This window comes from Streptomyces sp. NPDC028419, from assembly GCF_055565515.1.
Genome location: NZ_JBVHUE010000017.1, coordinates 13,360 through 36,300, shown reverse-complemented (window position 1 = coordinate 36,300; position 22,941 = coordinate 13,360). Strand labels below are relative to the sequence as shown.

The 22,941-nt window shown below is 73.8% G+C and carries 20 protein-coding genes; 8 read left to right on the top strand and 12 right to left on the bottom strand.

What is annotated here, in order from left to right; genetic code table 11:
• Nucleotides 1-137: 137 nt before the first annotated feature.
• From fxsT to ACZ4UB_RS20545, 7 genes are all read right to left on the bottom strand, one after another.
• Nucleotides 138-3,140: an FxSxx-COOH system tetratricopeptide repeat protein gene (fxsT, locus tag ACZ4UB_RS20575; RefSeq protein WP_468071982.1), complete on the bottom strand. Its 3,003-nt coding sequence runs from the start codon at nucleotides 3,138-3,140 to the stop codon at nucleotides 138-140.
• 74 nt (nucleotides 3,141-3,214) lie between these two features.
• Nucleotides 3,215-4,498 (bottom strand): HEXXH motif domain-containing protein, encoded by a 1,284-nt coding sequence (locus ACZ4UB_RS20570; RefSeq protein ID WP_468071980.1) that lies wholly within the window; start codon nucleotides 4,496-4,498, stop codon nucleotides 3,215-3,217.
• Entirely contained in the window at nucleotides 4,495-5,799 is a 1,305-nt protein-coding gene (locus ACZ4UB_RS20565) for an FxsB family cyclophane-forming radical SAM/SPASM peptide maturase (protein WP_468071978.1), read from the bottom strand. Before ACZ4UB_RS20565 ends, ACZ4UB_RS20570 begins: the two co-directional genes overlap by 4 nt.
• Nucleotides 5,800-5,932: 133 nt before the next feature.
• The gene (gene fxsA / locus ACZ4UB_RS20560; RefSeq protein ID WP_354382783.1) at nucleotides 5,933-6,121 is read right to left on the bottom strand and encodes an FxSxx-COOH cyclophane-containing RiPP peptide; all 189 of its coding nucleotides are present in this window, start codon (nucleotides 6,119-6,121) and stop codon (nucleotides 5,933-5,935) included.
• Between the two features lie 103 nt (nucleotides 6,122-6,224).
• On the bottom strand, nucleotides 6,225-9,761 hold the full coding sequence (locus ACZ4UB_RS20555; RefSeq protein WP_468071976.1) for an SAV_2336 N-terminal domain-related protein: 3,537 nt from the start codon (nucleotides 9,759-9,761) through the stop codon (nucleotides 6,225-6,227).
• 6 nt (nucleotides 9,762-9,767) lie between these two features.
• Entirely contained in the window at nucleotides 9,768-10,778 is a 1,011-nt protein-coding gene (locus ACZ4UB_RS20550) for an AAA family ATPase (protein ID WP_468071974.1), read from the bottom strand.
• Nucleotides 10,779-10,860: 82 nt separating this feature from the next.
• Nucleotides 10,861-12,942, bottom strand: a complete 2,082-nt coding sequence (locus ACZ4UB_RS20545; protein ID WP_468071972.1) for a VMAP-C domain-containing protein — start codon at nucleotides 12,940-12,942, stop codon at nucleotides 10,861-10,863.
• A 167-nt stretch (nucleotides 12,943-13,109) separates the two neighbouring features.
• On the opposite strand from ACZ4UB_RS20545, the gene ACZ4UB_RS20540 reads away from it, so the two are divergent.
• Nucleotides 13,110-13,295, top strand: coding sequence for a DUF6104 family protein (locus tag ACZ4UB_RS20540; RefSeq protein WP_356415216.1), 186 nt, complete (start codon nucleotides 13,110-13,112; stop codon nucleotides 13,293-13,295).
• 152 nt (nucleotides 13,296-13,447) lie between these two features.
• Here the strand turns inward: ACZ4UB_RS20540 and ACZ4UB_RS20535 are convergent, their stop codons facing one another.
• A complete protein-coding gene (locus ACZ4UB_RS20535) occupies nucleotides 13,448-14,650 on the bottom strand; it encodes an NAD(P)-dependent malic enzyme (RefSeq protein ID WP_385787126.1) in 1,203 nt (400 codons plus the stop codon).
• A gap of 527 nt (nucleotides 14,651-15,177) precedes the next feature.
• On the opposite strand from ACZ4UB_RS20535, the gene ACZ4UB_RS20530 reads away from it, so the two are divergent.
• The 3 genes from ACZ4UB_RS20530 to ACZ4UB_RS20520 are packed head-to-tail and all read left to right on the top strand — an operon-like array spanning nucleotide 15,178 to nucleotide 17,866.
• Nucleotides 15,178-16,131: an ABC transporter substrate-binding protein gene (locus tag ACZ4UB_RS20530; protein ID WP_468071969.1), complete on the top strand. Its 954-nt coding sequence runs from the start codon at nucleotides 15,178-15,180 to the stop codon at nucleotides 16,129-16,131.
• A 29-nt stretch (nucleotides 16,132-16,160) separates the two neighbouring features.
• Nucleotides 16,161-17,102: an amino acid ABC transporter permease gene (locus tag ACZ4UB_RS20525; protein ID WP_468071967.1), complete on the top strand. Its 942-nt coding sequence runs from the start codon at nucleotides 16,161-16,163 to the stop codon at nucleotides 17,100-17,102.
• Between the two features lie 11 nt (nucleotides 17,103-17,113).
• Entirely contained in the window at nucleotides 17,114-17,866 is a 753-nt protein-coding gene (locus ACZ4UB_RS20520; RefSeq protein ID WP_330335186.1) for an amino acid ABC transporter ATP-binding protein, read from the top strand.
• A 109-nt stretch (nucleotides 17,867-17,975) separates the two neighbouring features.
• On the opposite strand, the gene ACZ4UB_RS20515 is transcribed toward ACZ4UB_RS20520, so the two are convergent.
• Nucleotides 17,976-18,737 (bottom strand): class I SAM-dependent methyltransferase, encoded by a 762-nt coding sequence (locus ACZ4UB_RS20515; protein ID WP_354382435.1) that lies wholly within the window; start codon nucleotides 18,735-18,737, stop codon nucleotides 17,976-17,978.
• 94 nt (nucleotides 18,738-18,831) lie between these two features.
• Here ACZ4UB_RS20515 and ACZ4UB_RS20510 point away from each other — a divergent pair, with 94 nt between their 5' ends.
• A complete protein-coding gene (locus ACZ4UB_RS20510) occupies nucleotides 18,832-19,461 on the top strand; it encodes a CGNR zinc finger domain-containing protein (RefSeq protein WP_354382428.1) in 630 nt (209 codons plus the stop codon).
• On the opposite strand, the gene sodX is transcribed toward ACZ4UB_RS20510, so the two are convergent.
• Nucleotides 19,365-19,766, bottom strand: a complete 402-nt coding sequence (gene sodX, locus ACZ4UB_RS20505; protein ID WP_468071965.1) for a nickel-type superoxide dismutase maturation protease — start codon at nucleotides 19,764-19,766, stop codon at nucleotides 19,365-19,367. The genes ACZ4UB_RS20510 and sodX overlap by 97 nt on opposite strands.
• A 153-nt stretch (nucleotides 19,767-19,919) precedes the next feature.
• Between sodX and sodN the strand changes: the two genes are divergently transcribed.
• A complete protein-coding gene (sodN, locus tag ACZ4UB_RS20500) occupies nucleotides 19,920-20,315 on the top strand; it encodes a superoxide dismutase, Ni (RefSeq protein ID WP_354382426.1) in 396 nt (131 codons plus the stop codon).
• Between the two features lie 130 nt (nucleotides 20,316-20,445).
• On the opposite strand, the gene ACZ4UB_RS20495 is transcribed toward sodN, so the two are convergent.
• Both ACZ4UB_RS20495 and ACZ4UB_RS20490 read right to left on the bottom strand, forming a co-directional pair.
• Entirely contained in the window at nucleotides 20,446-20,886 is a 441-nt protein-coding gene (locus tag ACZ4UB_RS20495) for a GNAT family N-acetyltransferase (protein ID WP_468071962.1), read from the bottom strand.
• Complete coding sequence (locus ACZ4UB_RS20490; protein ID WP_468071960.1) at nucleotides 20,852-22,060, bottom strand: helix-turn-helix domain-containing protein; 1,209 nt, start codon at nucleotides 22,058-22,060, stop codon at nucleotides 20,852-20,854. The genes ACZ4UB_RS20495 and ACZ4UB_RS20490 overlap by 35 nt, the downstream gene beginning before the upstream one ends.
• 162 nt (nucleotides 22,061-22,222) lie before the next feature.
• Between ACZ4UB_RS20490 and ACZ4UB_RS20485 the strand changes: the two genes are divergently transcribed.
• Nucleotides 22,223-22,606 (top strand): hypothetical protein, encoded by a 384-nt coding sequence (locus ACZ4UB_RS20485; RefSeq protein WP_468071958.1) that lies wholly within the window; start codon nucleotides 22,223-22,225, stop codon nucleotides 22,604-22,606.
• Complete coding sequence (locus ACZ4UB_RS20480) at nucleotides 22,603-22,935, top strand: hypothetical protein (protein WP_468071956.1); 333 nt, start codon at nucleotides 22,603-22,605, stop codon at nucleotides 22,933-22,935. Before ACZ4UB_RS20485 ends, ACZ4UB_RS20480 begins: the two co-directional genes overlap by 4 nt.
• Nucleotides 22,936-22,941 lie beyond the last annotated feature (6 nt).

Sequence of the window (22,941 nt, the reverse complement as noted above, 5' to 3'; positions counted from 1 at the left end):
AGCGCCTGTACCACCGGCGCTGCGGCCGAGGAGTTGGCCCCGACCGCCCGCCCCCCCCCCCCCTCCCCCTCCCCCCCCGTCCCCTCTCCCCCCCCCCCCCCCCCCCCCCCCCCCCCCCCCCGGCGAGGCTGGTTTCGCTACGGCTGGGGTTCGAAGTCCCAGTAGGGGCGGACTCGTTGGCGGGCGGAGACCGTGTGGACGTGTTGGGTGCCCAGGGTGCGGGTCAGGGCCTTGAGGGCGTCGTCCTCGTTCTTGCGGGACTCGTCCATCTGCTGGAGCGCCCGCAGGTCGGCCGCCAACGCGATCTGGGCACTGAGCGCCATCGGATGATCGGGCCCCAGCACCCGCTCGGCCGTCCGCAACGTGTCCCGACTCAACCGCACCGCGTCGTCCAGCCGCCCGGTGATGTTGCGACACCCCGCCGCGTTCAACGCACTGCCCAGCGTCCACGGATGCCGCTCCCCGAGCGCGTTCCGCATCCCGACGAGCGCCTGCTCGCACAGGCTCAGCGCCTCCTCCCGCTCACCCTGCGCCCGTAGCACCAGCCCCAGGTTGCCGACCGTACCGATGCTGTACGGGTGGGCCAGCCCCAGCTGCGACTGGTAGCCCCGGACCACCGCCTCGGAGATCCGCCGGGACTCCTCGATGTCCCCGTACTCGCGCAGGTAGGTGGCGTAGTCGGAGGCGACCATCAGGGTCCACGGGTAGTCGGCGCCGAAGACCCGGGTGGCGCGTTCCCAGACGGTCCGCAGCCGGGTGCCGGCGCCGGGGATGTCCCCCGAGCGACGCAGGCACAGGCCGAGGTTGTGCTCCGCGCGCAGGGTCTGCGGGTGGTTGACGCCCAGGATCTGGTTGTTGAGCTTGACCCCCTGTTCCTGGCGGGTCTGGGCCTCCCGGTAGCGGCCCATCAGCCGCAGGCCCATGGCGCAGGCGATGCCGGAGGAGAGGGTGGAGATGTGGTGCGGGCGCAGCACCCGCTCGCGCCGCCGCAGGGTCTCCAGGTCGAGGTCGTACGCCTCCTGGTAGCGACCCAGCAGCCGGTAGGTGGCGGCGAGGTTGTTCTGGGCGTTGAGCGTGGTGGAGTCGTCCTCGCCGAGGAGCTCGCGGTAGGTGGTCAGGCAGTGCTCGAAGAGGGCGCGGGCCGGTTCGAACTTGGCGATGCACAGCAGGACGCCGCCGTAGGCGCTGGTGGCCCGCAGGGTCTCCAGGTCGCGGTCGCCCCGCTCCTCGACGAGCCGGTCCGCGACGGCCTTGGTGAGGGTCTCGGCGCGGCGGAACAGCCCGAGGTTGCGCAGGGCCCCGCCGTACTGGTAGCTCAGCTCGCGCACCCGGTCGTGGTCCTCGCCGAGCATGGACCGCCAGGCCAGGTCGGTCTGTTCGCACAGCCGCAGGCAGCTGCGGTACTCCCCGGCCAGGATCAGGTAGCGCAGGCAGCGCAGCAGGAAGGCCTGGATCCGCGGGTTGGTGCTGGTGAGCACCCCGGCGGTCTCCAGGTGCGGGATGAGCTCGGCGTACCGCGGCCAGAGCCGGGAGTCGGAGGGCCGCCCGGGGTCGGCCGCGGCCAGGACCTGGCGGACGGCGCGGGAGAGCGGTTCGGCCTCGTCCTCGGAGAGGTTCTCGCGGACGATGCCGTGCACCATCCGGTGCAGCTGGACGGTCTCCAGGCCGCCGCCGCCCTCCTCGACGGGCAGGTCGGAGTACTCCAGGCGGACGACGGAGAACTGCACGAGCTTGTTGAGGGCCGCGTTCCACCGGATCTGGTCGTTGATCAGCCCGGCGAGCTGCTCGGGCACGTCGTCCGCGGGGAACTCGCCGAGCAGGCGCAGCGGGACCGGGCCCGGCGCGAAGAACACGAACAGCCGCAGCAGGGCCAGGGCGTCGGGGAAGTTCTCGCGGACGTTGTTGAGGAGTATGGCGAGCGCGGTCGGGAAGGGCAGCGGGTAGTCGTCGGAGACGGCGACCGCCTCCCGGGAGTCCAGCCTGCGCCGCAGCAGCGCGAGGTAATCGCCCACGCTCAGCGGGGAGTCGGCGAGCCAGCCCGCGGTCTGGTCGAGGGCGAGCGGGTAGTCCTCCAGCGCCTCGGCGAGCTGGTCGGCCTCGTCGCCGGTGAGGCGGCGGGCGCGGCGGCGGATGAAGGTGATGGACTCGGGGCGGGCGTAGAGCGGGACTTCGACGAGGTTGGTGTGCCGGTTGCCCCACTCGCGGTTGCGCGAGGTGATGATGACGTCGCCCGCGCCGCCGGGCAGCAGGTCGGTCAGGTCGTCGGGGTTGTCGCACCCGTCGAAGATCATCAGCCAGCGGCCGAAGGGGGACCCGCGGCGCAGTGCTTCGAGGACGGCCCGGATCTGCTCGCCGTAACTGCCCGCGCCGCGCGGCAGCCCGAGGGCGGGCGCGAGGTCGGCGAGCCGCTCGCGCAGGGTGGGCCGGTCCTCGGCGGGCACCCACCACACCACGTCGTACTCGGAGGCGAAGCGGTAGGCGTACTCGGTGGCGACCTGCGTCTTGCCCACGCCGGACAGTCCGAGCAGGGTGACGGTGGCGGCGCCGGGGGGCGCCTCGCTGAGGGCGGCGCGGAGCCTGCCGATGACGTCGTTGCGGCCGGTGAAGCGGGGGTTGCGGCGCGGGACGCGGCCCCAGATCTCGGGCGGGTCGTTGGGGAAGCGGGGGCCGCGGCGGCCGGTATCGGTGCCGATCCGGTCGGTGGGCAGCTCCAGCCGGCGCAGCACCCGGTACTCGGCCTCGTAGGCGTCCAGGCCCCACAGGTCGGTCTTCTCCAGCGCCGCGACGGCGCTGGGCAGCGGGGCGTCGGTGAGGCAGACGGCGGCGAACCGGTCGGGGTGGGCCGCGGTGACGGCGCGCAGCGCGGTGTTCCACTCCTCGTCCGTGTGGGTGCCCGCGGAGAAGTACCGCTCGCTGAGGACGACCAGGACCCGACCGCCGCCGCGGGCGAGGTCGTCGAGGGCCTCTTCGAGGCCGGGGCTGTTCTGCGGGTCCCAGCGCTGGAGGGCGACGCGGTGGCCGTGCTCCTCCAGCCGGTGGGCGATCCACACGGCCCAGGGGCGGTTGAACCCCGCGAAGCTGATGACGAAGCGCTGTGGCTGCGCCGCTGTGTCGCGGTCGTGGCGACTACCGGTGGTCATGCGGCCGTCTCCCTGGAATCCGGGCGGTGGACGGGGTTGAAAAGGTACCGCAGGTGACGGGTGCTCAGCCCTCGTCAGGACGCGGCGAATGCGGCGAGTTCGGGGTGGTCCTCGCACCAGGCGCGACGGTCGTGGTCGATCGCCCGGCGCGCGACGGCCTGCTGGTCCCCCGGCGGCGGCAGATCGTCCATGGCGGCCTCCGCGGCGGCCATGCCGGCGGTGAACTCCCTTCCGGTGACGGTGAGTTCGCGGGCGCCTTGGAGCACGGGGAGGACCGCGGCCACCTGGGCCCGGTAGCGGGCGTGCCGGGCCCAGGCCCCGCGGGCGCCGTAGAGGGCGGCGCGCTGCCAGTAGCCGGCCAGGGCCAGGTGGGCGTACGCGCCGTGCAGCAGTCCCTCCAACGGGCGGGGGTCGGCGCGCCAGGGGGCCCAGTAGCAGGGGGTGCGGTCGGCGGTGTGCAGCGTGAGGACGTCCGCGAGGGCGGTCAGCTTCCCGTGCTGGACCTCGTGGACGAGGGTGGCGGCGAGCGCGGGCGGGGCCTGGCCGCGGACCAGGACGGATCCGGCGGCGGCGGGCAGGGTCGCGCCGGTGGAACGGGCCCCGCCGGCCAGCGGGACCAGCGTGCGCAGGAGTTCGCCGATCTCGCCGGCCCGGGTGGAGTCGTAGCGCTCCAGGAGGGTGAGGGCGCCGGTCCACTGGATGTCCCAGCGCCGGTGCCCCTTGGGGGTGAGCCGGCGGGCGGGGCGTACGGACGCGGAGTGGCCCAGCGCCCGGTACGGGTCGAGGTCGTCCAGGGCCGTCCGGCCGCCCGGGAGGCCGTGCAGGGCCAGGACGGCGGGGTCGGCCGGGTCCCAGGAGCGTTCGGTGAGCGCGACGGGCCCGGGGCGGGCGGGGCGCAGCAGGCCGAGGGTGGGCAGGACGAGGCGGCCGTGCAGCGGGCGCAGGGTGAGCTTGAAGTCGACTCCGGCGCGCAGGGCCGCGGCGGCGGCGAGGGCCCCGAGGTGCGCGAGGTCGGGGGCGGGCCCGTGGGGCGCGTGCAGCCGGCGCAGGGTCTCCTCGGCCCACGCCCCGGTCGCCGGGTAGTGCAGTACGTCGCGCACCGCGCCGGGGTCGTGCCGCTCGGCCTCCTCCAGCAGGGCCCAGTGCTGACCGCTCTCCCCGTCGGCTCCGCCGGGGGCGGCGTCGAGCACCCCGCGCAGCAGGACCAGGCGCTTGGAGCGGCGGATGTCGCGGACGAGCCGGGTGCCCTCGGCTCCGGGTTCGGTGGAGGAGAGGGCGCGCAGGAGGTGGGAGGTGACGGAGAAGCCGGGGAGCGGGTCGGGGGCGGCGGGCGCGGTGCCGGGGGCGGGGCGGGTCACGAGGCGGCCCGCTCGGGGCCGCGCGCGCTGGCGGCGGTGGCCGCCGCGGTGGCGGGCGGCGCGGCGGTGGCGGCGGTGGCGGCGTGGTGCAGGGCTGCCGCGATGTGCCGGATGAGCACCTGGAGGTCCTCGCAGTACACGGAGGGGTGGCGGAAGCCCCGGCCGGGCCGGTAGCGGTGCGGGTAGTGGCCGCCCCCGCACACCTCGACGAGTTCGCAGGAGCGGCAGCCGGTGGTGAGTGCGGCCCGGCCGAGCTGGCGGGCGGCCAGCCCGGGGTGGTCGAGGAGTTCGTCGAAGCTGTGGCTGTCCAGGGTCATCCCGGTGGCGGCGGCGCCCTCGTAGGCGGACTTGAGGGAGTCGGCCTGTTCGATGCTGCCGTCGGTCTCGATGACGGCGGTGGTGACCGGGGCCAGGCCCAGGGATTCGTTGGCGGCGGGCAGGCCGAGCAGCAGGGCGATGATCTCCTCGAAGAGCCGGATGCGGGTCCGGCGCACCCCGTCGTGCCACCAGCGCTCGAAGACGGCGGTCAGCCAGTCGGCGTACGGGGTGGCGCCCGGGGCCGCGCGGGGCGGCGGGTCGGCCCAGTTGGCCAGGGGTAACAGCAGCCCGATGGTGGGCGGCGCGAAGGCGAGCAGCGAGGCGTACGTCTCCACCGGGTCCTGGTCCACGTCCACCACGCACAGCACGCCGGCGTAGCTCTCCGGATGCCGGGCCAGCAGGCGCAGGCCGCGCGCGGCGGCGGCGAAGCCGGGGCGCCCGGCGTGGTCCACGCGCCGGGCGTTGTGCGCCGGGAGCCCCCCGTCGAGGCTGACGCCGATCCGGATCCCGGCGGCCGCGAGCGCCTGGAGCCTGCCCCGGGTGAGCAGGGTGGCGTTGGTCTGCACGGTGGCGGTGACCCGGGTGCGCGGGGAGCGGCGGGCGAGGGCCGCCCGGACGGCCTCGACGGGCGCGGCGAGGCCGGCGGGCGGGGTCAGCAGCGGCTCGCCGCCGTGCAGGACGAGGTCGACCCGGGTCAGGGCGTGGGCGGCGGCGTGTTCGGCGATCCGGTCGGCGGCGCGGGCGGCGGTGGCGGCGGGCATCGCCACGGGTTGGGCGCGCCAGCCCTGGTCGGCCATGGAGTAGACGTAGCAATAGGTGCAGGCGAGGTTGCAGCGGCTGCGCGTCTTGAGGACGAACTGGCGGAGGGGGTAGGGACGGTGGCCCGCGGCGCGGAGCGCGGGGACGTCGAGCCGGGTATAGGGCCAGGGCGCGTGGACGCGGTGCGCGGGCAGCACGGCGTCGCGCGTGGTCGTCTGCCTCATTCGACTGTTCCTCCCGCTGCGGACGGTCCATCCCTGCCCGGTGGATGTGTACGGCTAACGGCGGAAAGTGGTCAACCAGGGGGCGTTTTCTGCCGGTTCGAACCGGCCGGCGGCCGGCCGGTGCGGGGCCGGATCAGTCGACGCCGGAATCGAAGGCGTTCAGTATCTCCGCCGGGTGGGTGACGCGCTCCACCATGCCCTCGACCACGTCCGCCAGCACCGGGTGGTCGATGCCCCGCAGCGCGGCCAGATCGAGCCCGGAGAGGTCCGGCAGCTGTCCCGAACACCGGCGTGCGACCACTTCCTGATGCTTTGTCACCATGGCTTTTCCGTCCCCCTGTTGCGTCGTGTGTTCGATGGGTCCACTCCCCTTTCCCGGTGCCCGGGGAGCGGAAACAGTCACGGGAGGGGCGCCCCGAGGCACGTCAGAGTGCCGCCTCCAGCGCGCGCACCCGGGCGCGCACCGCCTCGCGCCGCTCGTCGGGGCCGCCGCCGGAGCCGGCCGCGGCCGCGGACCCGGGCGCCCCCACCGCCCCGGACCCGGCCCCTTCGAGGCGCTGCCAGAGCTCCAGGGCCCCCCGGTAGGCGTCCAGCGCGGCCCGCGGTCGGGCCAGCCGCTCCAGCACCTGGCCGCGCAACATCTGTACGCGGGCGCCCAGTTCGACCGCGGCCTCCTGGCGGTCCGTGCGGTCGGCCTCCATCGCCGCGCGCCAGGCCCGCCGGTAGGAGTCGGCCGCGCGGTCGAGCCGGTCGACGGCCCGGGTCTGGGCGTGGATCTCCTGCTGCACGTCGCCGTGCTCGCGCCAGGCGTTCGCCCGTTCCAGGGGGCCGCGGGCGTGCCGGACCGTCAGCTCCAGCAGGTACTCGGCCTCGCGCAGGTCGACCAGGTCGCCCTCGTAGGAGTGCCGCAGCCGTAGGCCCGCCGCGAGCCGGTGCAGCCGGTGCGGGGCGCGCGGATCGTTCTGCGGCACGGCGGCGCGGCTGTCCCGCAGCACCCGGACCGCCGTCGAGACGAACCGCGGCCCGTCGCTCGTGCGGGCCCGCTCCAGGAGTACGTCGCCCCACTCGGGCAGCAACTCGCCGTAGGCCTCGCCGTCCCGGGGGATCAGCCGCCGGGCCCGGCCGTAGGCGTCGGCCGCCGCGTCGAGGTCCGCGGGGTCGGTGTCCCGCGCGTACCGCTCCCGGTGCACCCGGGCCAGGCACACCAGCGCCGCCAGCCGCAGCTCCGGCTCCCCCGCGGCGTCGGCCAGCGCGGCCGTCAGCACCGCGGGCGCCTCGTCGAGCCGCTCCGGGACGTAGCGCAGCGCCCGGGCGAGCTCCACCCGTACCCAGCCGCGCTCCCCCGCGTCCGCGCCGTCCGGCGGCGCCGCCGCGACCCCCTGGCCCGTGCGGGCGCGCAGCAGCGGAGCCAGGCCCGCCGCCAGCCGGGTGGCGGCGCGGTCGGCGAGCGGGGTCCGCCCGGCCGGGTCCGGCTCGCGGTCGGCCAGGGCCAGCAGGACCCGACCCAGGGCCAGTTGGAGCCCCCCGTCCGGCTTGCCGCCGAGCTCCCGCTCCGCGCGGGCGAAGACCTCCAGCGCCCCCAGGGCCTCGCGCAGCGCCGCCGGGTCGTCGTGCAGTTCGCACAGCCGCATCAGGGTCCGGGCCCGGCGGATCGCGCAGTCCAGGCGCAGCTCCCGTTCCAGCTCGGGCACGGCCCCGACGGCCGCGAACTCGCGCTCGGCGGCGGCCAGCAGCTCGGCCGCCTCGGGCCCGGGGCCCGGCAGGGCGGCGACGGCCCGTTCGTAGAGCACCCGGCCGAGCAGCGCGCGGGCCCGGACCATGCCGGGCAGCGCGCTCACCGCGCGGGCCGTGCGCTCGGCCTCGGTCAGCAGGTCGAGGTCGCGCTGCACCTCCCAGAGCCGCAGCAGCGCCCCGGCCAGCTCGAACTCGGCCTCGCCCGCCGGGTCCCCGGGTCCGGGCGGCGCCGTGACGGCGCGCCGCAGCACGGCGACGGCCTCGTACAGGGCGCGCTGGCCGCCGTCCCGGTCGCGGTCGAAGGCGGCGAGCCGCGTCCGGGCGGTGCGCACGGCCCAGGCCCGGCCGGGCACGGGGGCCGCCCCGCCCGGGGGCGGTTCCTCGCCGCCGGGCGGGGTGTCCTGCGGCCCGGGCAGGTAGCGGCGCACGACCTTGGCGGAGACCTGGGCGAAGGCCTGCGGCAGCTGCGGCAACCGCGGGACCGGCACCCGCCCCGGCTCCTCCCCGGCCCCGGCCCCGATACCGACACCGACACCGCCCCCCGTGCCCGGACCGGTCCCCGCCGCCGTGGCGCCGGTGTCCGCTTCCGTCGCCCCTTGCGGCGCCCCGACCGGCGCCGCACCGGCCGGCGCGGCGCCGGTGAGCTGCGAGACCGCGAGCGCGGGGAAGTTGCGCACCCCCCGCCCGAAGTGGGCCAGTACGTACTCCGAGCAGTGCTTGAGCACCAGCGCGGCCTCGTCCCGGCCCAGCGGCCCGAGCAGGACGTCCTGCACCCCGGGCACGAACTCGTACCACTGCCCCGGCGTCGGACCGCTGCGCCGCAGCAGCCCGCTGAGCAGCACCTCCGCGAGGTCGGACGGTTCCGAGTCGGGCAGCATCGTGCGCTGCACCAGCCGCATCACCGGGAGCGCGAGCGGGGTCGCCGAGAGGTACACGGCGAGCTGCACGGCGCGCGGCGAGGCCGAGGAGCGGAAGCGGCGCACCAGTTCGCGCGGCGGCCGGGCGGCCCGGGGCAGCGGTACGGGCGCCGCGGGATGGTCGGCCAGCACCCGCCCGACCTCGGCCGGTACGGCCCCGCTGCCCAGCCCGGCCACCAGCCGGGCCCAGGCCCCGAGCGCGGGGGCGCTGGGCGGCAGCACGGGCACGGTGAGCCCGCCGACCGGTCGGCCCGGCCGCGGCGGCCGGTCGGGGCGGAACTCCAGGTGGGGCTCGCCGCCGTCGCGCCGGGCCAGCGTGCCCCGCTCGGTCGGCAGCCAGCTGCGGCCCCACAGCCGCTGCGGCAGCGGCTGGACGACCACGCAGGGCGTGCACTGGGCCCAGCGGTGCAGCAGGCGCTGCGCCTCGCCCTCGCGCCACAGCGGCCCGGCGCAGTCGGAGACCACCATGGTCAGTCCGCGCCCGGTCGGATCGCGCAGGACGTCCGCGGGCCGCATCCGCACTTCCGGTTCCGCTCCGGCTCCGATCGCGGCTCGGCCGTCGGCGAGTCGGTGCAGGTAGTGCACCTGGACGTCCCGGAAGGCCCCCAGCCGCTCGCACACCGCCCGTAGCTCGTCGAACATGTCGTGCCAGACGGCCATCGACGGGGACGCGTCCAGGACCAGCCGCATCGTGCTCTCGCGCCGGGTCTCGGGCCGCATCACGGGGATGGCCAGGCCCAGCGCCCGGGCGCTGGCCTCGGCGGTCGCCGGCTCGTCCAGCACGCTGCGGGCCCGGGGCGCGGGCGGTCGGCGGCGCTGGAGCGCGCGCAGGGCCCGCTGGATGTCCAGGATCCGGGGCAGCGCGGCCGCCGTGGGCACCCGGATCCGGATCCCGGTGCCGCCCTCCGGTTCCGGTTCCGCTCCGGCTTCCCCCGGGCGGTACGGGCCCGCGCGCCCGGGGACGTACAGGTCGAGGCGGTCCTCCTCGGGCGGGCCCGTACCCCCCGGCCCCGGGTCCGGCGCCCCGACCCCCGCGCCGGTGGTCGCGTCCGTCCCTACCGCGGCGCCCGTCCCTTCCCTACCGTCCGTCTCCTGGTCCCCGGGGCCGGTGTCGCCCACCGCGCGGGTCCCGGTCCCCCCGGCCGCGCCCGTCCCGGTCACCGGGGCGGACCCCGCGCCTCTGGCCGCCCGGGTGTGCCCGGCCAGCCAGAGCGCGTCGGCCAGCTCCTCGACGGAGGGGTCGAGGCCGGCGGCGCGCAGCAGGGCGGTCAGGTCACGGATTCCGGGCGGCGGCGGTCCGGCGGCGGTCACGGGCCCTCACCTCGAACGGTCGAGCCGCTGGATGAGCAGGTCGGCGAGGTCCTCCCGGGTGGGCGGCGCCGCGTGGTGGGTGAGGTAGATGGCGTTGAGGAGCTGGTCGGCGGCGACGAGCTCGCTCTGGGAGCGGCTGAGGAACTCCCGGATGAGGTCGGCGCCGAGCGCGGCCGCCTCCTCGCCCAGGTGGGCGCGGACCATGGTGGCGAGCCGCTTCTCGCCGGGCGGGCCGAGCTTGAGCTGGATGCAGCGGCGCAGCAGGGCGGCGGGGAAGTCCCGTTCGCCGTTGCTGGTCATGATGATGAAGGGGAAGGCCCGGCAGCGGATCCGGCCGCCCCGGACGCCGACCTTCGCGCCGTCGTCGGTGAGGACCTGGACCTCGGGTTCGCGGTCGGCGACCCGCTCCAGCTCGGGGAGCGCGAACTCGCCCTCCTCCAGCACGTTGAGCAGGTCGTTGGGCAGGTCGATGTCGCTCTTGTCCAGCTCGTCGATGAGCAGGACCCGCGGTCGGTCGGTGGGCAGCAGCGCGGTCCCGAGCGGCCCGAGCCGGATGTACTTCCCGATGCCGGGCGTCCCGCCGGGATCGCCGCCCCCGGCGGCGATCTGCACGTCCTGGAGGCGGGCGATGGCGTCGTAGCGGTAGAGGCCGTCCTGGAGGACGGTCCGGGAGACCACGGGCCAGCGCAGGACGCGGCCGAGCTTCAGCTCGTGCGCGACGGCGTGCGCGAGGGTGGACTTGCCGGTGCCGGGGTAGCCGGTCACCAGCAGGGGCCGGCGCAGGTACAGCGCGGCGTTGATGACGTCGAGTTCCTCCGGTTCGGGCCGGTGCATCTCGGCGGCGTGCCGGTGGGCGCCGAGCCGCCGGGTGGCGGCGCCGTCGACCGCTTCGGCGGCCTCACCGGGCTCGATGACGGGGCCGCCGTCGAAGTCCCGCCACGGCGGCGGGGGCGGCAGGGCGTCGATGCCGTCGTGGGGTTCGCCGACCCCGCGGTAGATGAGCCACTCGTCGTTCATGGTCGCTCCCCCTTCGTGGCGGCCGCCCGTACCCCGCTCCCGCGGTGCGCTCCCGCGGGCCCTGCCCCGGCGCGGCTGCGGCTCACAGGTCCCCCTGCAACGGTTCGTCGTCCGGCAGCGGGCGCCCGGGGTCGTCCCAGACCAGGCCCAGCCCGGCGGCCCAGTAGGCGTCGGGGTCGTGCCCGTGGGCCCGCCCCCGCAGGGACTGGAGCCGCAGGGCCAGCACGCCGCCGCGGCCCGCGTCGGCGAGTTCCTCGCGCAGGGCGCGGTGGAAGGGCGCGCACGGCAGCGTCGGGTCCGCCGGCGGGCGCCGGCACAGCACCACCCCGTAGCCGGCGCGGTGGGCGGAGTGCAGCGAGCCGAGGGTGGGGTCGGCGTCCGCGGCCCGGCAGTGGACGGGCACGGTGTTGTCGGGCTGGCCGTCGAGCCAGGCGTAGGTCGGGGTGCGCCGGCGCCCCCGGTCGCAGTCGGCCCGTTCGTCGAGCAGCGGCCCGGCCTGGACCCGGGCCCAGCGGTCGGCCCGGCGGTGGCGGTCGTCCGTGGTGGGCGGCCCGGGCTCGGGCGGGTGGCGGAAGACCACGGGCCGCTGGGTGCCGACCGGGGCCGCGCCCGCCACCACCCACTCGTCCACGGGCAGGGTGAAGAGGTCGGGGGCGACGGCGGCCTCCAGCAGCGCGGCCCCCTCGTGCGTGTCGCAGCGCCGGAAGGCCTCGGCGAGCGGGGCCCGCAGCACCTCGGGCAGTGCGGCGAGGGTGGCGCGCTCCCCCGCGTCGACGGGGGTCAGGTGCTCGGGGCCGAACAGGACGGACAACCGCCAGTCGTAGACCCGCTCCCAGCTGTGCGCCCACACCTCCAGCAGGACCGAGGGGCCGGGCGGGAGGATCTCGGCGGCGCGGGCGGGCCCGATCCGGACGGCTTGCCCGGCGGCCGCCAGCCTGCGCTCCTCGCGGGCCCGCTCGCGTTCGAGCAGGCCCCGCTCGTGCCGCTCGCCCAGCTCCCGGCGCAGGGGTCGCCACAGCCGCTCGGCGGTGGCCCGTACCCAGTCCCAGAGCTCCTCGTCGGCGCCGGGGGCGGGCGGCTCGCGGTGTTCGGCGACGCTGACGTCGGTGGCGTAGCGCAGCATGGCGGCGGCCTCGCTGACCCCGCCGGGCGGGTCGTAGAGCAGGCCGAGCCCGTCGCGCCAGCTCAGCGGGGCGAGCGGGCCGGGGTCCGGCTCCTCGCCGCGGGCCGCCTCGACCAGCGTCCGTACGGCCTCGGAGGAGCCGGGCGGGGGCAGCTCGGCCAGCAGCCCGCACAGGGTGGTCCGCTCGCCGGGGGTGAGGCGCTGGCGGCCGCCGTAGGGGTCGGGTTCGGGGCGCGGGAGTTCGTCGTGCGCGTCGGTCCAGGTGCGGCGGTTGTCGACGTCGCTGAGGTGCTGGTCGTAGTGGTGCAGGTCGTGGGCCTGCATGACGCGGCGGTAGAGCCCGATCCGGCTCTTGGCGGAGATCGGCAGGGTGCGCAGCTGGACGACGGAGACGGCGAGCCCGCCGCCGCCGCGCGCGCGGGCCTTGACCACGCCGACGACCTCGCCGCGGGCCAGGTCGACGACCGGGCCGCCGGACATGCCGTGCTCGATCTCGTCCTCGGCGCCGAGCCGGATGGCGGCGCCGTTGCCCGCGGTGCCGCGCAGCCGGGTGGTGCGGCCGGTGATCTCGGGGGCGCCCAGGTCCTCCGTGCAGCCGAAGTAGGCGACCTCGTCGAAGCGGGGCCTGGCCCGGTCGGTGAGCCAGACGCAGGCGTGCGAGACGGGGGCCAGGACGCGCACGAGCGCCAGGTCGGGCAGCTCCCACAGGCCGGGCCCGGCCGGCCGCCGCTGCTCCAGCCGCTCGGGCAGGACGCATTCCACGCGTCCGGCGACGGTTCCGGTGGCGCCGTCCCCGCCGGAGGAAAAGGTGATGCCGACCTCCCGTCCGACCAGCCGCATCCCACCGCCCCCTTCGCCCACCACGTGCGCGCACGTCAGGACCCAGCCGGGAGCGATGAAGAACCCGCTGCCCCAGGTGGCTCCGGTCCCAGGGTCCTCATACCCGTTCGGCGGGGCGTGGACGCGTACGGTCGCGGCCTGGACGAGGGGTTCCAGGAGCTCGAAGGCGCGCGCGGAGTCGCCCGTGCGCCCGTCCGCCATCCCCCGCCCCCGGTCCCGGTGAATCAGCGCCCAGCAGCAACCAACGGCTGCGCGCGCCACGCGTGTTGAGGTCATCCAGGCTATCCCCGCCCGGTGCCCGGCGGGAGGGTCCGGCCGGCGCGGATTATCCTGTCCGGGAAACACCCCCCTCACGCACGGAGCCTGTCTTGTACTTCACCGATCGCGGCATCGAGGAGCTGGAGAAGCGGCGCGGCGCGGAGGAGGTCACCTTCGAGTGGCTCGCCGAGCAGCTCCGCACCTTCGTGGACCTGAACCCCGACTTCGAGGTCCCGGTCGAGCGGCTGGCCACCTGGCTGGCCCGGCTCGACGACGAGGACGAGGACGACGAGTAGTCGGTCCCGTCGGATCCGACGGATGCGACGGATCCGTCCGAACCGTCCGAACCGTCGGATCCGTCCGAACCGTCCGAACCGGACACGCCGAAGGCCCCGCCGCATCACTGCGGCGGGGCCTTCGGCGTACTGCCGTACTGCGGGCGGCTCGCTCAGGCGAGGCGCGCCACGCCGTCCGCGCGGGCCGCGGCGGCGACGGCCGCGGTGACGGCCTCGGCGACGCGCTCGTCGAAGGGGGACGGGATCACGTAGTCGGCGGCGAGCTCGTCACCGACGACGCCGGCGATGGCGTCGGCGGCGGCGATCTTCATGTTCTCGGTGATCCGGGAGGCCCGGACCTTGAGGGCGCCCGCGAAGATGCCGGGGAACGCCAGCACGTTGTTGATCTGGTTCGGGAAGTCCGAGCGGCCCGTGGCCACGACCGCCGCGTACTTGTGCGCGACGTCGGGGTGGACCTCCGGGTTCGGGTTGGCCATGGCGAAGACGAAGCAGTCCTTCGCCATCGTCGCCACCGCGGCCTCGGGGACCGTACCGCCGGAGACGCCGATGAAGACGTCGGCGCCGACGAGGGCGTCCTCCAGGGAGCCGGTCAGACCGGTCTTGTTGGTGAGGCCCGCGATCTCCGCCTTGACGTCCGTGAGGTCGGAGCGGTCGGCGGAGACGACGCCCTTGCGGTCGGTGACGCAGACGTCACCGATGCCGGCGTCCACCAGGATCTTGGCGATGGCGATGCCCGCGGCGCCCGCGCCGGAGATCACGGCGCGCAGGTCCGCGAGGGTGCGGCCGGTGAGCTTGGCGGCGTTGCGCAGGGCGGCCAGCGACACGATGGCGGTGCCGTGCTGGTCGTCGTGGAAGATCGGGATGTCCACGCGCTCCTGGAGGCGGCGCTCGATCTCGAAGCAGCGGGGCGCCGAGATGTCCTCCAGGTTGACCCCGCCGAAGGAGGGGGCGAGCCGGACGATGGTCTCGATGATCTCGTCCGTGTCCTTGGTGGCCAGCGCGATCGGAACCGCGTCGACACCACCGAACTGCTTGAAGAGGATGGCCTTGCCCTCCATGACGGGGAGCGAGGCCTCCGGCCCGATGTCACCGAGTCCGAGCACGGCGGTACCGTCGGTGACGACGGCGACCACGTTGGACTTCCAGGTGTACTCGTTGACCAGCTCGGGCTGCTCCGCGATGGCGGTGCAGACCTTGGCCACGCCGGGCGTGTACGCGAGGGACAGGTCGTCCTTGTCCCGGACGGGAACGGTGGCCACGATGGCCATCTTTCCGCCACGGTGAAGCGCGAACACCGCATCCGGGTTGTTGTCCGTAACGCTGTCGCTGCGAGGATTGACGATCTCCGCTGCCACTTTCTTAACCCCTTAAGTCTTTAATTCGTTGAGGGTGACCACTCCTGGTTAAGGGGTGGGCGGGCACCGCGTCCGTACTCCGCGTCGACGGTTGGTTGGCCCGTCTCCACGAAGGGGAGGTTCGTACGCGCGGGCGCGCCGCACGCGCGCCCTGAGCCCCGGATGAGGGGTGTAAGGATCTGTTCTACCCGAAGAACGCTCACCCAGACGAGTCGATTCCTGCTCGACCATAAGCCTCTTGTCCTAGTTTCGGCGAAAAGTCCAAGAGTCTGTGTCCAGTACCCGAGACGGGCCGCAAAAACTCCGGTAAAGACGGCCGCAGGCGGCGCATACTCCCGCCGCGACGGCCCATCCCCGCAGCGATGTTGGGTTACCGGGGTCGCCCGTTATGCGATTTTGACCTGATGGGCATCCTGAATGCGCCAGTCCGAATGGCAAGATGCCGTAATCACACAAGGTCGCGACACTCGAAGGTGCGTGCACGACCGCCATCGGATGCTTTCCACCCCTGTCGGAGGAACCAGCTCATGACCGCAAGCACCACCCGCCGCACGACTGCCGCCCGGTCCCGGATCGCCGCGGTCGGCGCGATCGCGGTCGCCGGCGCCCTGATCCTCACCGGGTGTGGCGACCAGACCGACAAGGGCTCCGACACGGGCGGCAAGACGAGCAGCGCCCCGCTGTTCTCGAAGCTCCCGAAGAAGATCCAGGACGCCGGCGTGATCAAGGTCGGCACCGACGCCACCTACGCCCCGATGGAGTTCAAGGAGGGCGAGAAGATCGTCGGTGTCGACCCCGACATCGCCGCCGCCCTCGGCAAGCAGCTCGGCGTGAAGTTCGAGTTCACCTCCGGCACCTTCGCCACCCTGCTGGGCGGTCTGCCCACCGGCCGCACCGACGTCGTCATGTCCTCCATGAGCGACACCAAGGCCCGCCAGCAGGGCCTCGACGACAAGGGTCAGAAGACCGGTAACGGCGTCGACTTCGTCGACTACTTCACCGCGTCGACCGGCATCCTGGTCAAGAAGGGCAACCCGGAGGGCATCAAGACCCTCGACGACCTGTGCGGCAAGAAGCTCGCCGTCCAGCGCGGCACGACGTACGAGCAGTCCGCCAAGGACCAGAGCGCCAAGTGCGAGAAGGACGGCAAGGCGAAGCTCTCCATCGAGGCCTTCGACACCGACGCCGAGGCGCAGACCCGTGTGAAGGCCGGCGGCGCCGTCGCCGACCTGAACGACTCGCCGGTCGCCGCGTACATCGCGCAGACCGCGGGCGGCGGCAACGACTTCGAGGCCGTCGCCAACCCGGGTGACGCCGGCCTCTTCGGCATCGCCATCGACAAGAAGAACACCGAGCTGCGCGACGCCCTGGCCGCCGCCATCGACGCGACGATCAAGGACGGCAGCTACAAGGCGGCCCTGGACAAGTGGAACGCGGCCTCCGGCGCCGTCACCAAGGCCCAGGTCAACGCAGGTCAGTGACCCCCACGCAGCACTGAAGGGCAGTCACTGTGACTGACAAGCTCGAAAAGGTCCCCGGACCGGCGGACACCCCGCCGGCCGGGTCCGTCCCTCCCGAGATGATCCGCGCCATCCCCGTCCGGCATTACGGACGCTGGGTCAGCGGAATCATCGCCCTCGTTCTCTTCGGCGCGATCATCTACGCCTTCTCCCAGGGCAACGTGCGCTGGCAGACCGTCCCCGAGAAGCTGTTCGACGCGAGCATCCTCAGCGGCCTGTGGCACACGGTCCTGATCAGCGTCGCGGCGATGGCGCTCGGCCTGGTCCTCGGCGTCGCCTTCGCCGTGATGCGGCTGTCGAAGAACCCGGTGACCAGCACCATCTCCTGGTTCTACATCTGGTTCTTCCGCGGCACCCCGGTCTACGTCCAGCTGCTCATCTGGTTCAACCTCGCCCTGATCTTCCCGATCCTGAACCTCGGGTTCTACAAGGACGAGATGACCCAGGTCATGACCCCCTTCCTGGCCGCCCTGCTGGGTCTCGGCCTCAACGAGGGCGCGTACATGGCGGAGATCGTCCGGGCCGGCATCCAGTCGGTCGACGAGGGCCAGTCGGAGGCGTCCCACGCGCTGGGCATGACCCGCACGCAGACGATGCGCCGGGTCGTGCTGCCGCAGGCGATGCGCGTGATCGTGCCGCCGACGGGCAACGAGTTCATCAACATGCTCAAGACCTCGTCGCTGGTCGTCGCCGTGCAGTACGCGGACCTGCTGCGGGCGGCGCAGGACATCGCGGCCACCTCGTTCGCGGTGATGGAGATGTTCATCGTCGCGTCGATCTGGTACCTCGCCCTGACCAGCGTGTTCAGCGTCGGCCAGTACTACCTGGAGCGCCGTTTCGCGCGCGGCTCGCTGCGCAGCCTGCCGCCGACGCCGCTCCAGCGACTGCGCGCCAACCTGAACATGTTCCGCCGTACGGAGGTGGCGAAGTGACCGCCCAGCCGATGGTCAAAGCCGAGGCCGTGCACAAGTCCTACGGCGCCGCCCACATCCTGCGGGGCATCGACCTCGAGGTCGCGCCGCGCGAGGTGTTCTGCCTGGTCGGCCCGTCCGGCTCCGGCAAGTCCACCTTCCTGCGGTGCATCAACCACCTGGAGCAGGTCAACGCCGGCCGCCTCTACGTGGACGGCCAGCTGGTCGGGTACCGCCAGAAGGGCGACAAGCTCTACGAGCTGAAGGACAGCGAGGTCGCGGCCCAGCGCCGGGACATCGGCATGGTCTTCCAGCGGTTCAACCTGTTCCCGCACATGACGGCCATAGAGAACGTCATGGAAGCCCCCGTCATGGTCAAGGGCGAGAGCAAGGCGGTCGCGCGGGCGCGCGCCGTCAAGCTCCTCGACCGCGTCGGCCTGGGCGACAAGGGCGGGAACTACCCCTCGCAGCTCTCCGGCGGCCAGCAGCAGCGCGTGGCCATCGCCCGCGCGCTGGCCATGGAGCCGAAGCTGATGCTCTTCGACGAGCCCACCTCGGCGCTCGACCCGGAGCTCGTCGGCGACGTCCTCGACGTCATGCGGGACCTGGCCGAATCGGGCATGACCATGATCGTGGTCACGCACGAGATGGGCTTCGCCCGCGAGGTCGGCGACAGCCTGGTGTTCATGGACGGCGGCGTGGTCGTCGAGGCGGGCAACCCGCGCGACGTCCTCGGCAACCCGCAGCACGACCGGACGAAGGCGTTCCTGTCCAAGGTGTTGTAAACCCGCGCACACGGTGCGAAGAGGGGCGGTACGGACGATGTCCGTACCGCCCCTCTTCGTCGTCCGCACCGCCCTCTTCGCCCCTGGCGCCGACCTGCGAACCGATCCCCTACTTCAGTCCTAGGACCAGCGCGTCCGACGGCGAGCGCCAGACGGTACGGGCCTCCGCGAAGCCCGCCTCGCGCAGGGTGCGGGCGTGCCACGCCTCGTCCGGGGTGTCCCCGTCGGCGTGCTCGCCGTAGATCTCGTACCGCTTCTTCGTGGGCTCGGCGAGCACCGGGTCGGCCGCGGCCACGGCCCACCACTCGGCCCAGTCGAGCACGCCCTCGGCGCGGGCCCGGTCCATGCCCGCGTGGCGGTGGGCGCGCTCGGCGGCGTTGAGGAGCGGGGTCGCCGGGTCGGGCATGTGGTCGGCGTTCATGAAGACGCCCCCGGGGCGCACCAGGGGCGCCAGCTGCCCGTAGAGCACGGCGAGCTGCGGGCTGTGCAGCCAGTGCAGGGCGGTGGCCGTGAGCACCGCGTCGTAGCTGTCGTACGGGAGCCGCGCGACCCAGTCGGGGTCCTTGAGGTCCGCGGTGACGAAGGTGACCCGCGCGTCGCCCGCGAAGTGGCCCTCGGCGATGGTCAACAGGGCGGGGTCGAGGTCGACGCCCGTACTGGTGGCGTTCGGGAACCGTTTGAGGACGCGGTCCGTGATACTTCCCGTACCGCACGCCAGATCCAGCACCCGGGGCGCCGTGCCGACGACCGCCTCGACCATGTCCAGCATGACCCGGAACCGCTCCTCGCGGTCCGGGAGGTACCACTCCTGCTGGCGGTCCCAGCTGTCCTGCCAGGCCTGCCAGTCCGTTCCGGTCGCCGCGTCCGTCATCTCGAACCCCTCCACCCGTAATACCCTAGAAGGCATATCGGCCGTTACCCGAACGGCACACCCGCAGACTAATCCTCATCCGTAAGGACTACAAGTGGAACTGGCCCATTACTCGGACTACGCCGTGCGCCTGGTCAACACCGAGGAGCCGGCCCGTGGCAAGGACGCGCTGACGTCGGCGGAGACGGCCCGGGCCCTGTTCGGGGCCAGCCTCCAGGACGCCCGCCGGGTCACCGACGCCGACGTCACCCGCTTCCGCAACGTCCGCGCGCGGCTGCGCGCGATCTTCGAGGCGGCCGACTCGGGCGACCACGTCCTGGCGGTGGACCTGCTGAACTCGCTCCTGATGGAGTTCCCCGTGAGCCCGCAGGTCTCCGGGCACGAAACGCCCGGCCCGGACGGCGAGCCCAACTGGCACATGCACCTCGCCGACCACCCCTCCAACGCCTCGGCCGGGTACGCCGCGATCGCCTCCATGGGCCTGGCGTTCCACCTGACGTCCTACGGCGCGGACCGGTTGGGCCTGTGCCAGGCGCCGCCGTGCCGCAACGCCTACCTCGACACCTCCACCAACCGGTCCCGGCGCTACTGCTCGGACCGCTGCGCCACCCGGGCGAACGTGGCCGCCTACCGGGCCCGCAAGCGCGAGGAGGCGCTCGGGTCGGGGAACAGCGGACGCACCGCGCGGGCCAGCCAGGACGCCCGGGCCGCCAGCGAGGTCTGACCGGCGGCGGGCGGCCGCAGGCGCAGCCGCCCGACGCCCAGCACGAGCTCGTCGGGCACCACGCCGTAGTCCTCGCTGTCCCCGCTCTCGTTGAAGCCGTTGTCCCCGAGCACCCACCAGCCGCCCCCGCGCCGCTCGGCGGCCCGCTTGACGACCAGCAGGTCCTGCTGGAGGGGGTGGCGCAGCACCACGACGTCACCGGGGCGCACGCGCCCGCCGTAGTGGACGAGCACCTGGTCGCCGGAGTCCAGGGTGGGGGCCATCGAGGGCCCGTACACCTCCACCATCCCGATCGGCACGTGCATGTGACACCTTCCCGGTTCCGTCCGTACGTTCGCTCACCGCCCCCATCGTGACGCTGGACTTTTGTCCTAAGCCCACGGGGCCGCCCGCGAATTCCGCTTTCTCACGGAGTAATCTCCCCCTTGAGAAGACGATCACGAGGAGGACCCACCCCCATGCTTTCCCGCTTCTTCGCTCCCAAGGTCAAGGTCAGCGCGCACTGCGACCTGCCGTGCGGCGTCTACGACCCCGCCCAGGCCCGTATCGAGGCCGAGTCCGTCAAGGCCGTGCAGGAGAAGTACCAGGCCAACGACGACGCGGACTTCCGCGCCCGCGCCATCACCATCAAGGAGCAGCGCGCGGAGCTCGCGAAGCACCACGTCTCGGTGCTGTGGAGCGACTACTTCAAGCCGCCGCACTTCGAGAAGTACCCGCAGCTGCACTCCCTGGTCAACGACACCCTGAAGGCCCTCTCGGCCGCCAAGGCGTCGAACGACCCGGCGACGGGCCAGAAGGCCCTCGACCTGATCGCGGAGATCGACCGCATCTTCTGGGAGACCAAGGCCGCCTGATCCCGGGCGCCCGAGGGATTCCCCCGCGCTGCTGGTCAGAGCGCACATGGCAACGGCCCGACCGCTTCACGCGGCCGGGCCGTTGCGCTCTTGCGGCAACATCTGATGACGGCCCCCGACGCTGGCGGGGCTAGGAAATCCGGTAGAAGATCTTCCCGCCGCGCGGCTCGGCCCCGAGGGCCTTGTAGAACGCCAGGGCGGCCGGGTTGTCCGCATCGGCCGTCCACTCCACCCGCGAACACCCGGCAGCCGCCGCAGCCGCTTGCAGAGCCTCCATGAACGCGCCCGCGACGCCACGGCGGCGAGCGCTCTCGCGGACGAACAGCTCCTTCAGATACAGGCTGGTGTCCGCGCCGGCCGCAGGCCACAGAAGACTGTACGAGGCCAGGCCCAGCACCTCGTTGCCTTCACGGGCCAGGAGCACGGTCGCTGCGGGGCGGCCGGCGAAGAGGGCGGTACGGATCTGCGCCGGGTCCCCGGGTGTCGGCTCGCCGCCGTAGTACGCCTCGATCTCCGCGAGGATCGTGGAGATGACATCAACGTCTTCCGGTGTGGCCTGCCCGATCCGCACGCGCGCCCCTCTCGCCAGCGGGCAGCGCCAACGCCTCGCGCAGCACCCGCACCTCCGGCACCGTCGATGCCTCCGGCACCTTAGCCGCGACCTCCCGCGCCCGGTAGATGACCAGCGCGGAGCGGTGCTCGTCCGGTAGGTCCACGATCGCCGTCGTCGCGTGCACCGCAGCCCCGGCGGCATCACCGTCGACAGCTGTGCATATGGCCTGGTCGAGAGCGACGAGCACCCGGTCCGTGTGGTCCCGCAGGGGATACAGCTCCAGGGCGCGGTCCTGCTGCTCAGCCGCTCGGGCCGTCTCGCCGAGGTGGGTCCAGGCGTTCCCCGCGTGGAAGCGCAGCTGGCTCTCGCTGTACCCGAAGGCGGACCCGATGCGCTCCGCTTCCGGGAGGCGCGCCAGCGCCGCCTCAGCGCGGGCCAGGGCATCCTTCGCACCTTCACGCCGTTGCAGAACGGCGAGCGCTCGGGCTTCCAACGGGGCGGCCAGCGCAGGGCCCACACACGGCAGACCGCCGGCGAGGTACTGAGCCCGTCCCGCAAGTTCGACCGCCCCCTCCGGATCGCCGCCGTAGTACAGCTGGTAGGCCTCCTGGGCGTACATCCAGGAGAGCGTTGCCCGGTCTTCGGCCGCTACGGCGGCCGCCCTGCCGGTACGCCACCAGGCTCGCGATCGCCCGTCTCCCAGCTTCAGCAGGGTCAGGGCCATCAGTCCCGACATCTGCGCAACGGCGATCGTCAGCCGTTTCCGCGTGGGCGCCGCCTGCCGGTGGGTCAGGATCAGCCTCAGGTCCGTGAAGTCGGCGAGCAGCTCCGGCAGCAGTTCGCCCTCCGGCCGGTACCGCGTCGCCCTGCCGTGCCGACCCACGGTGTACTCCCACTCGTCCAGTGATGCGTCGGTGAGTGGACCGGCGGCCAGCGCCTGATGGAGGCCTTGCTGAAGGGCGTCCGCCTGGTCGAGCGGGGAGGCGCCAGGACGGGCCTCAGCGAGGGCGATCAGCTCGCCCCCGGCGCCCAGCGCTTGGTCCAGGGCTGTGGCGATGGACCGCGTCGGCTGCCGCTTCTCGTTCTCCAGGTCGCTGACATGCGTCTTCCCGCAGGCTGCGAGCCGGGCGACGTCCCGCACCGAGCGGCTGCCCCGGAGCCGGCGCAAGGCTTCGCCGAAGGATTCGCGCACGGATTCCACCTCCAGGCTCCGCGGTGTCCGCAGAGCCGCGGACGGGAGCGGACACGCCGAGGATGTTCCTCACGGTCCGTACGCGACACGCTACTCCAGCAAGTAACTCCAGGTGGACAGGCCGGAGTTGTCCACCCGCCGACACCGTTGGGGAGCACCGGCATGGAAGTACGGGAGAGCGGGCCGAACGAAGGGTTCGGGCACGTCGACCATCCGTTGTTGCGCAAGCGGGTCCGCGACCCGGAGAGCCTGCGCGAGGGCGAGTTGATGGCCGTGGTCGAGGAGTGCGCGGGCACGGCCGCCGGGAGCCCGCGGCGCGGCCGGACCGCGTACGTCCGGGGCGCGGACGGCCGCGAGTTCACCGCGGTGCCGGACACGCTGGAGAAGGTGAGCGCCGTGGGCCGGATCTGCGCCTTCTGCGACGGCCCCATCAAGGCGGGCGGGCACAAGGTCATCTGCCACTCCGCCTCCGGCGCCAAGCCGGACCACTGGGCGCACGACATCCGCGACCCCTCCTGCAAGCCCCTCCGGGCGGACGCGCGGTGACCCCACAGGCCCGGCTCGCGCGGGCCGTGGCGGGCGTACTCGCCGCCACCGCGGCGCCGGACGGCGCGGTGGCGGCCGAGTGGGTCGCCCATCTGGCCGACGAGGGCGACCTCGTCCGGCACGGGGTCCTCTGCTTCCACTTCCAGGCCCAGGGCCGCCGCACACCAGCCGCCGAACAGGCCCTCGCCGCGTGGGACACCGCGCTCCGCCTCGCCACCGCGGACCCGTGGCCGAAAGCCGTCGCCCTCGCACGAGCACTCCATGACCTGCTCCGCGAGGAGGGCGAGCACCAGGCCCGCCGCCGCGCACGCCAGGAGGGGGCCCGGTGAGCGCGT

Coding starts and splice junctions, on each gene's coding strand:
- ACZ4UB_RS20485 (WP_468071958.1), top strand. CDS start 22,223: ATGGAAGTACGGGAGAGCGGGCCGAACGAAGGGTTCGGGCACGTCGAC.
- ACZ4UB_RS20515 (WP_354382435.1), bottom strand. CDS start 18,737: ATGACGGACGCGGCGACCGGAACGGACTGGCAGGCCTGGCAGGACAGC.
- ACZ4UB_RS20545 (WP_468071972.1), bottom strand. CDS start 12,942: ATGGCGGACGGGCGCACGGGCGACTCCGCGCGCGCCTTCGAGCTCCTG.
- ACZ4UB_RS20520 (WP_330335186.1), top strand. CDS start 17,114: ATGGTCAAAGCCGAGGCCGTGCACAAGTCCTACGGCGCCGCCCACATC.
- sodX (WP_468071965.1), bottom strand. CDS start 19,766: ATGCACGTGCCGATCGGGATGGTGGAGGTGTACGGGCCCTCGATGGCC.
- ACZ4UB_RS20550 (WP_468071974.1), bottom strand. CDS start 10,778: ATGAACGACGAGTGGCTCATCTACCGCGGGGTCGGCGAACCCCACGAC.
- ACZ4UB_RS20565 (WP_468071978.1), bottom strand. CDS start 5,799: ATGAGGCAGACGACCACGCGCGACGCCGTGCTGCCCGCGCACCGCGTC.
- fxsT (WP_468071982.1), bottom strand. CDS start 3,140: ATGACCACCGGTAGTCGCCACGACCGCGACACAGCGGCGCAGCCACAG.
- sodN (WP_354382426.1), top strand. CDS start 19,920: ATGCTTTCCCGCTTCTTCGCTCCCAAGGTCAAGGTCAGCGCGCACTGC.
- fxsA (WP_354382783.1), bottom strand. CDS start 6,121: ATGGTGACAAAGCATCAGGAAGTGGTCGCACGCCGGTGTTCGGGACAG.
- ACZ4UB_RS20530 (WP_468071969.1), top strand. CDS start 15,178: ATGACCGCAAGCACCACCCGCCGCACGACTGCCGCCCGGTCCCGGATC.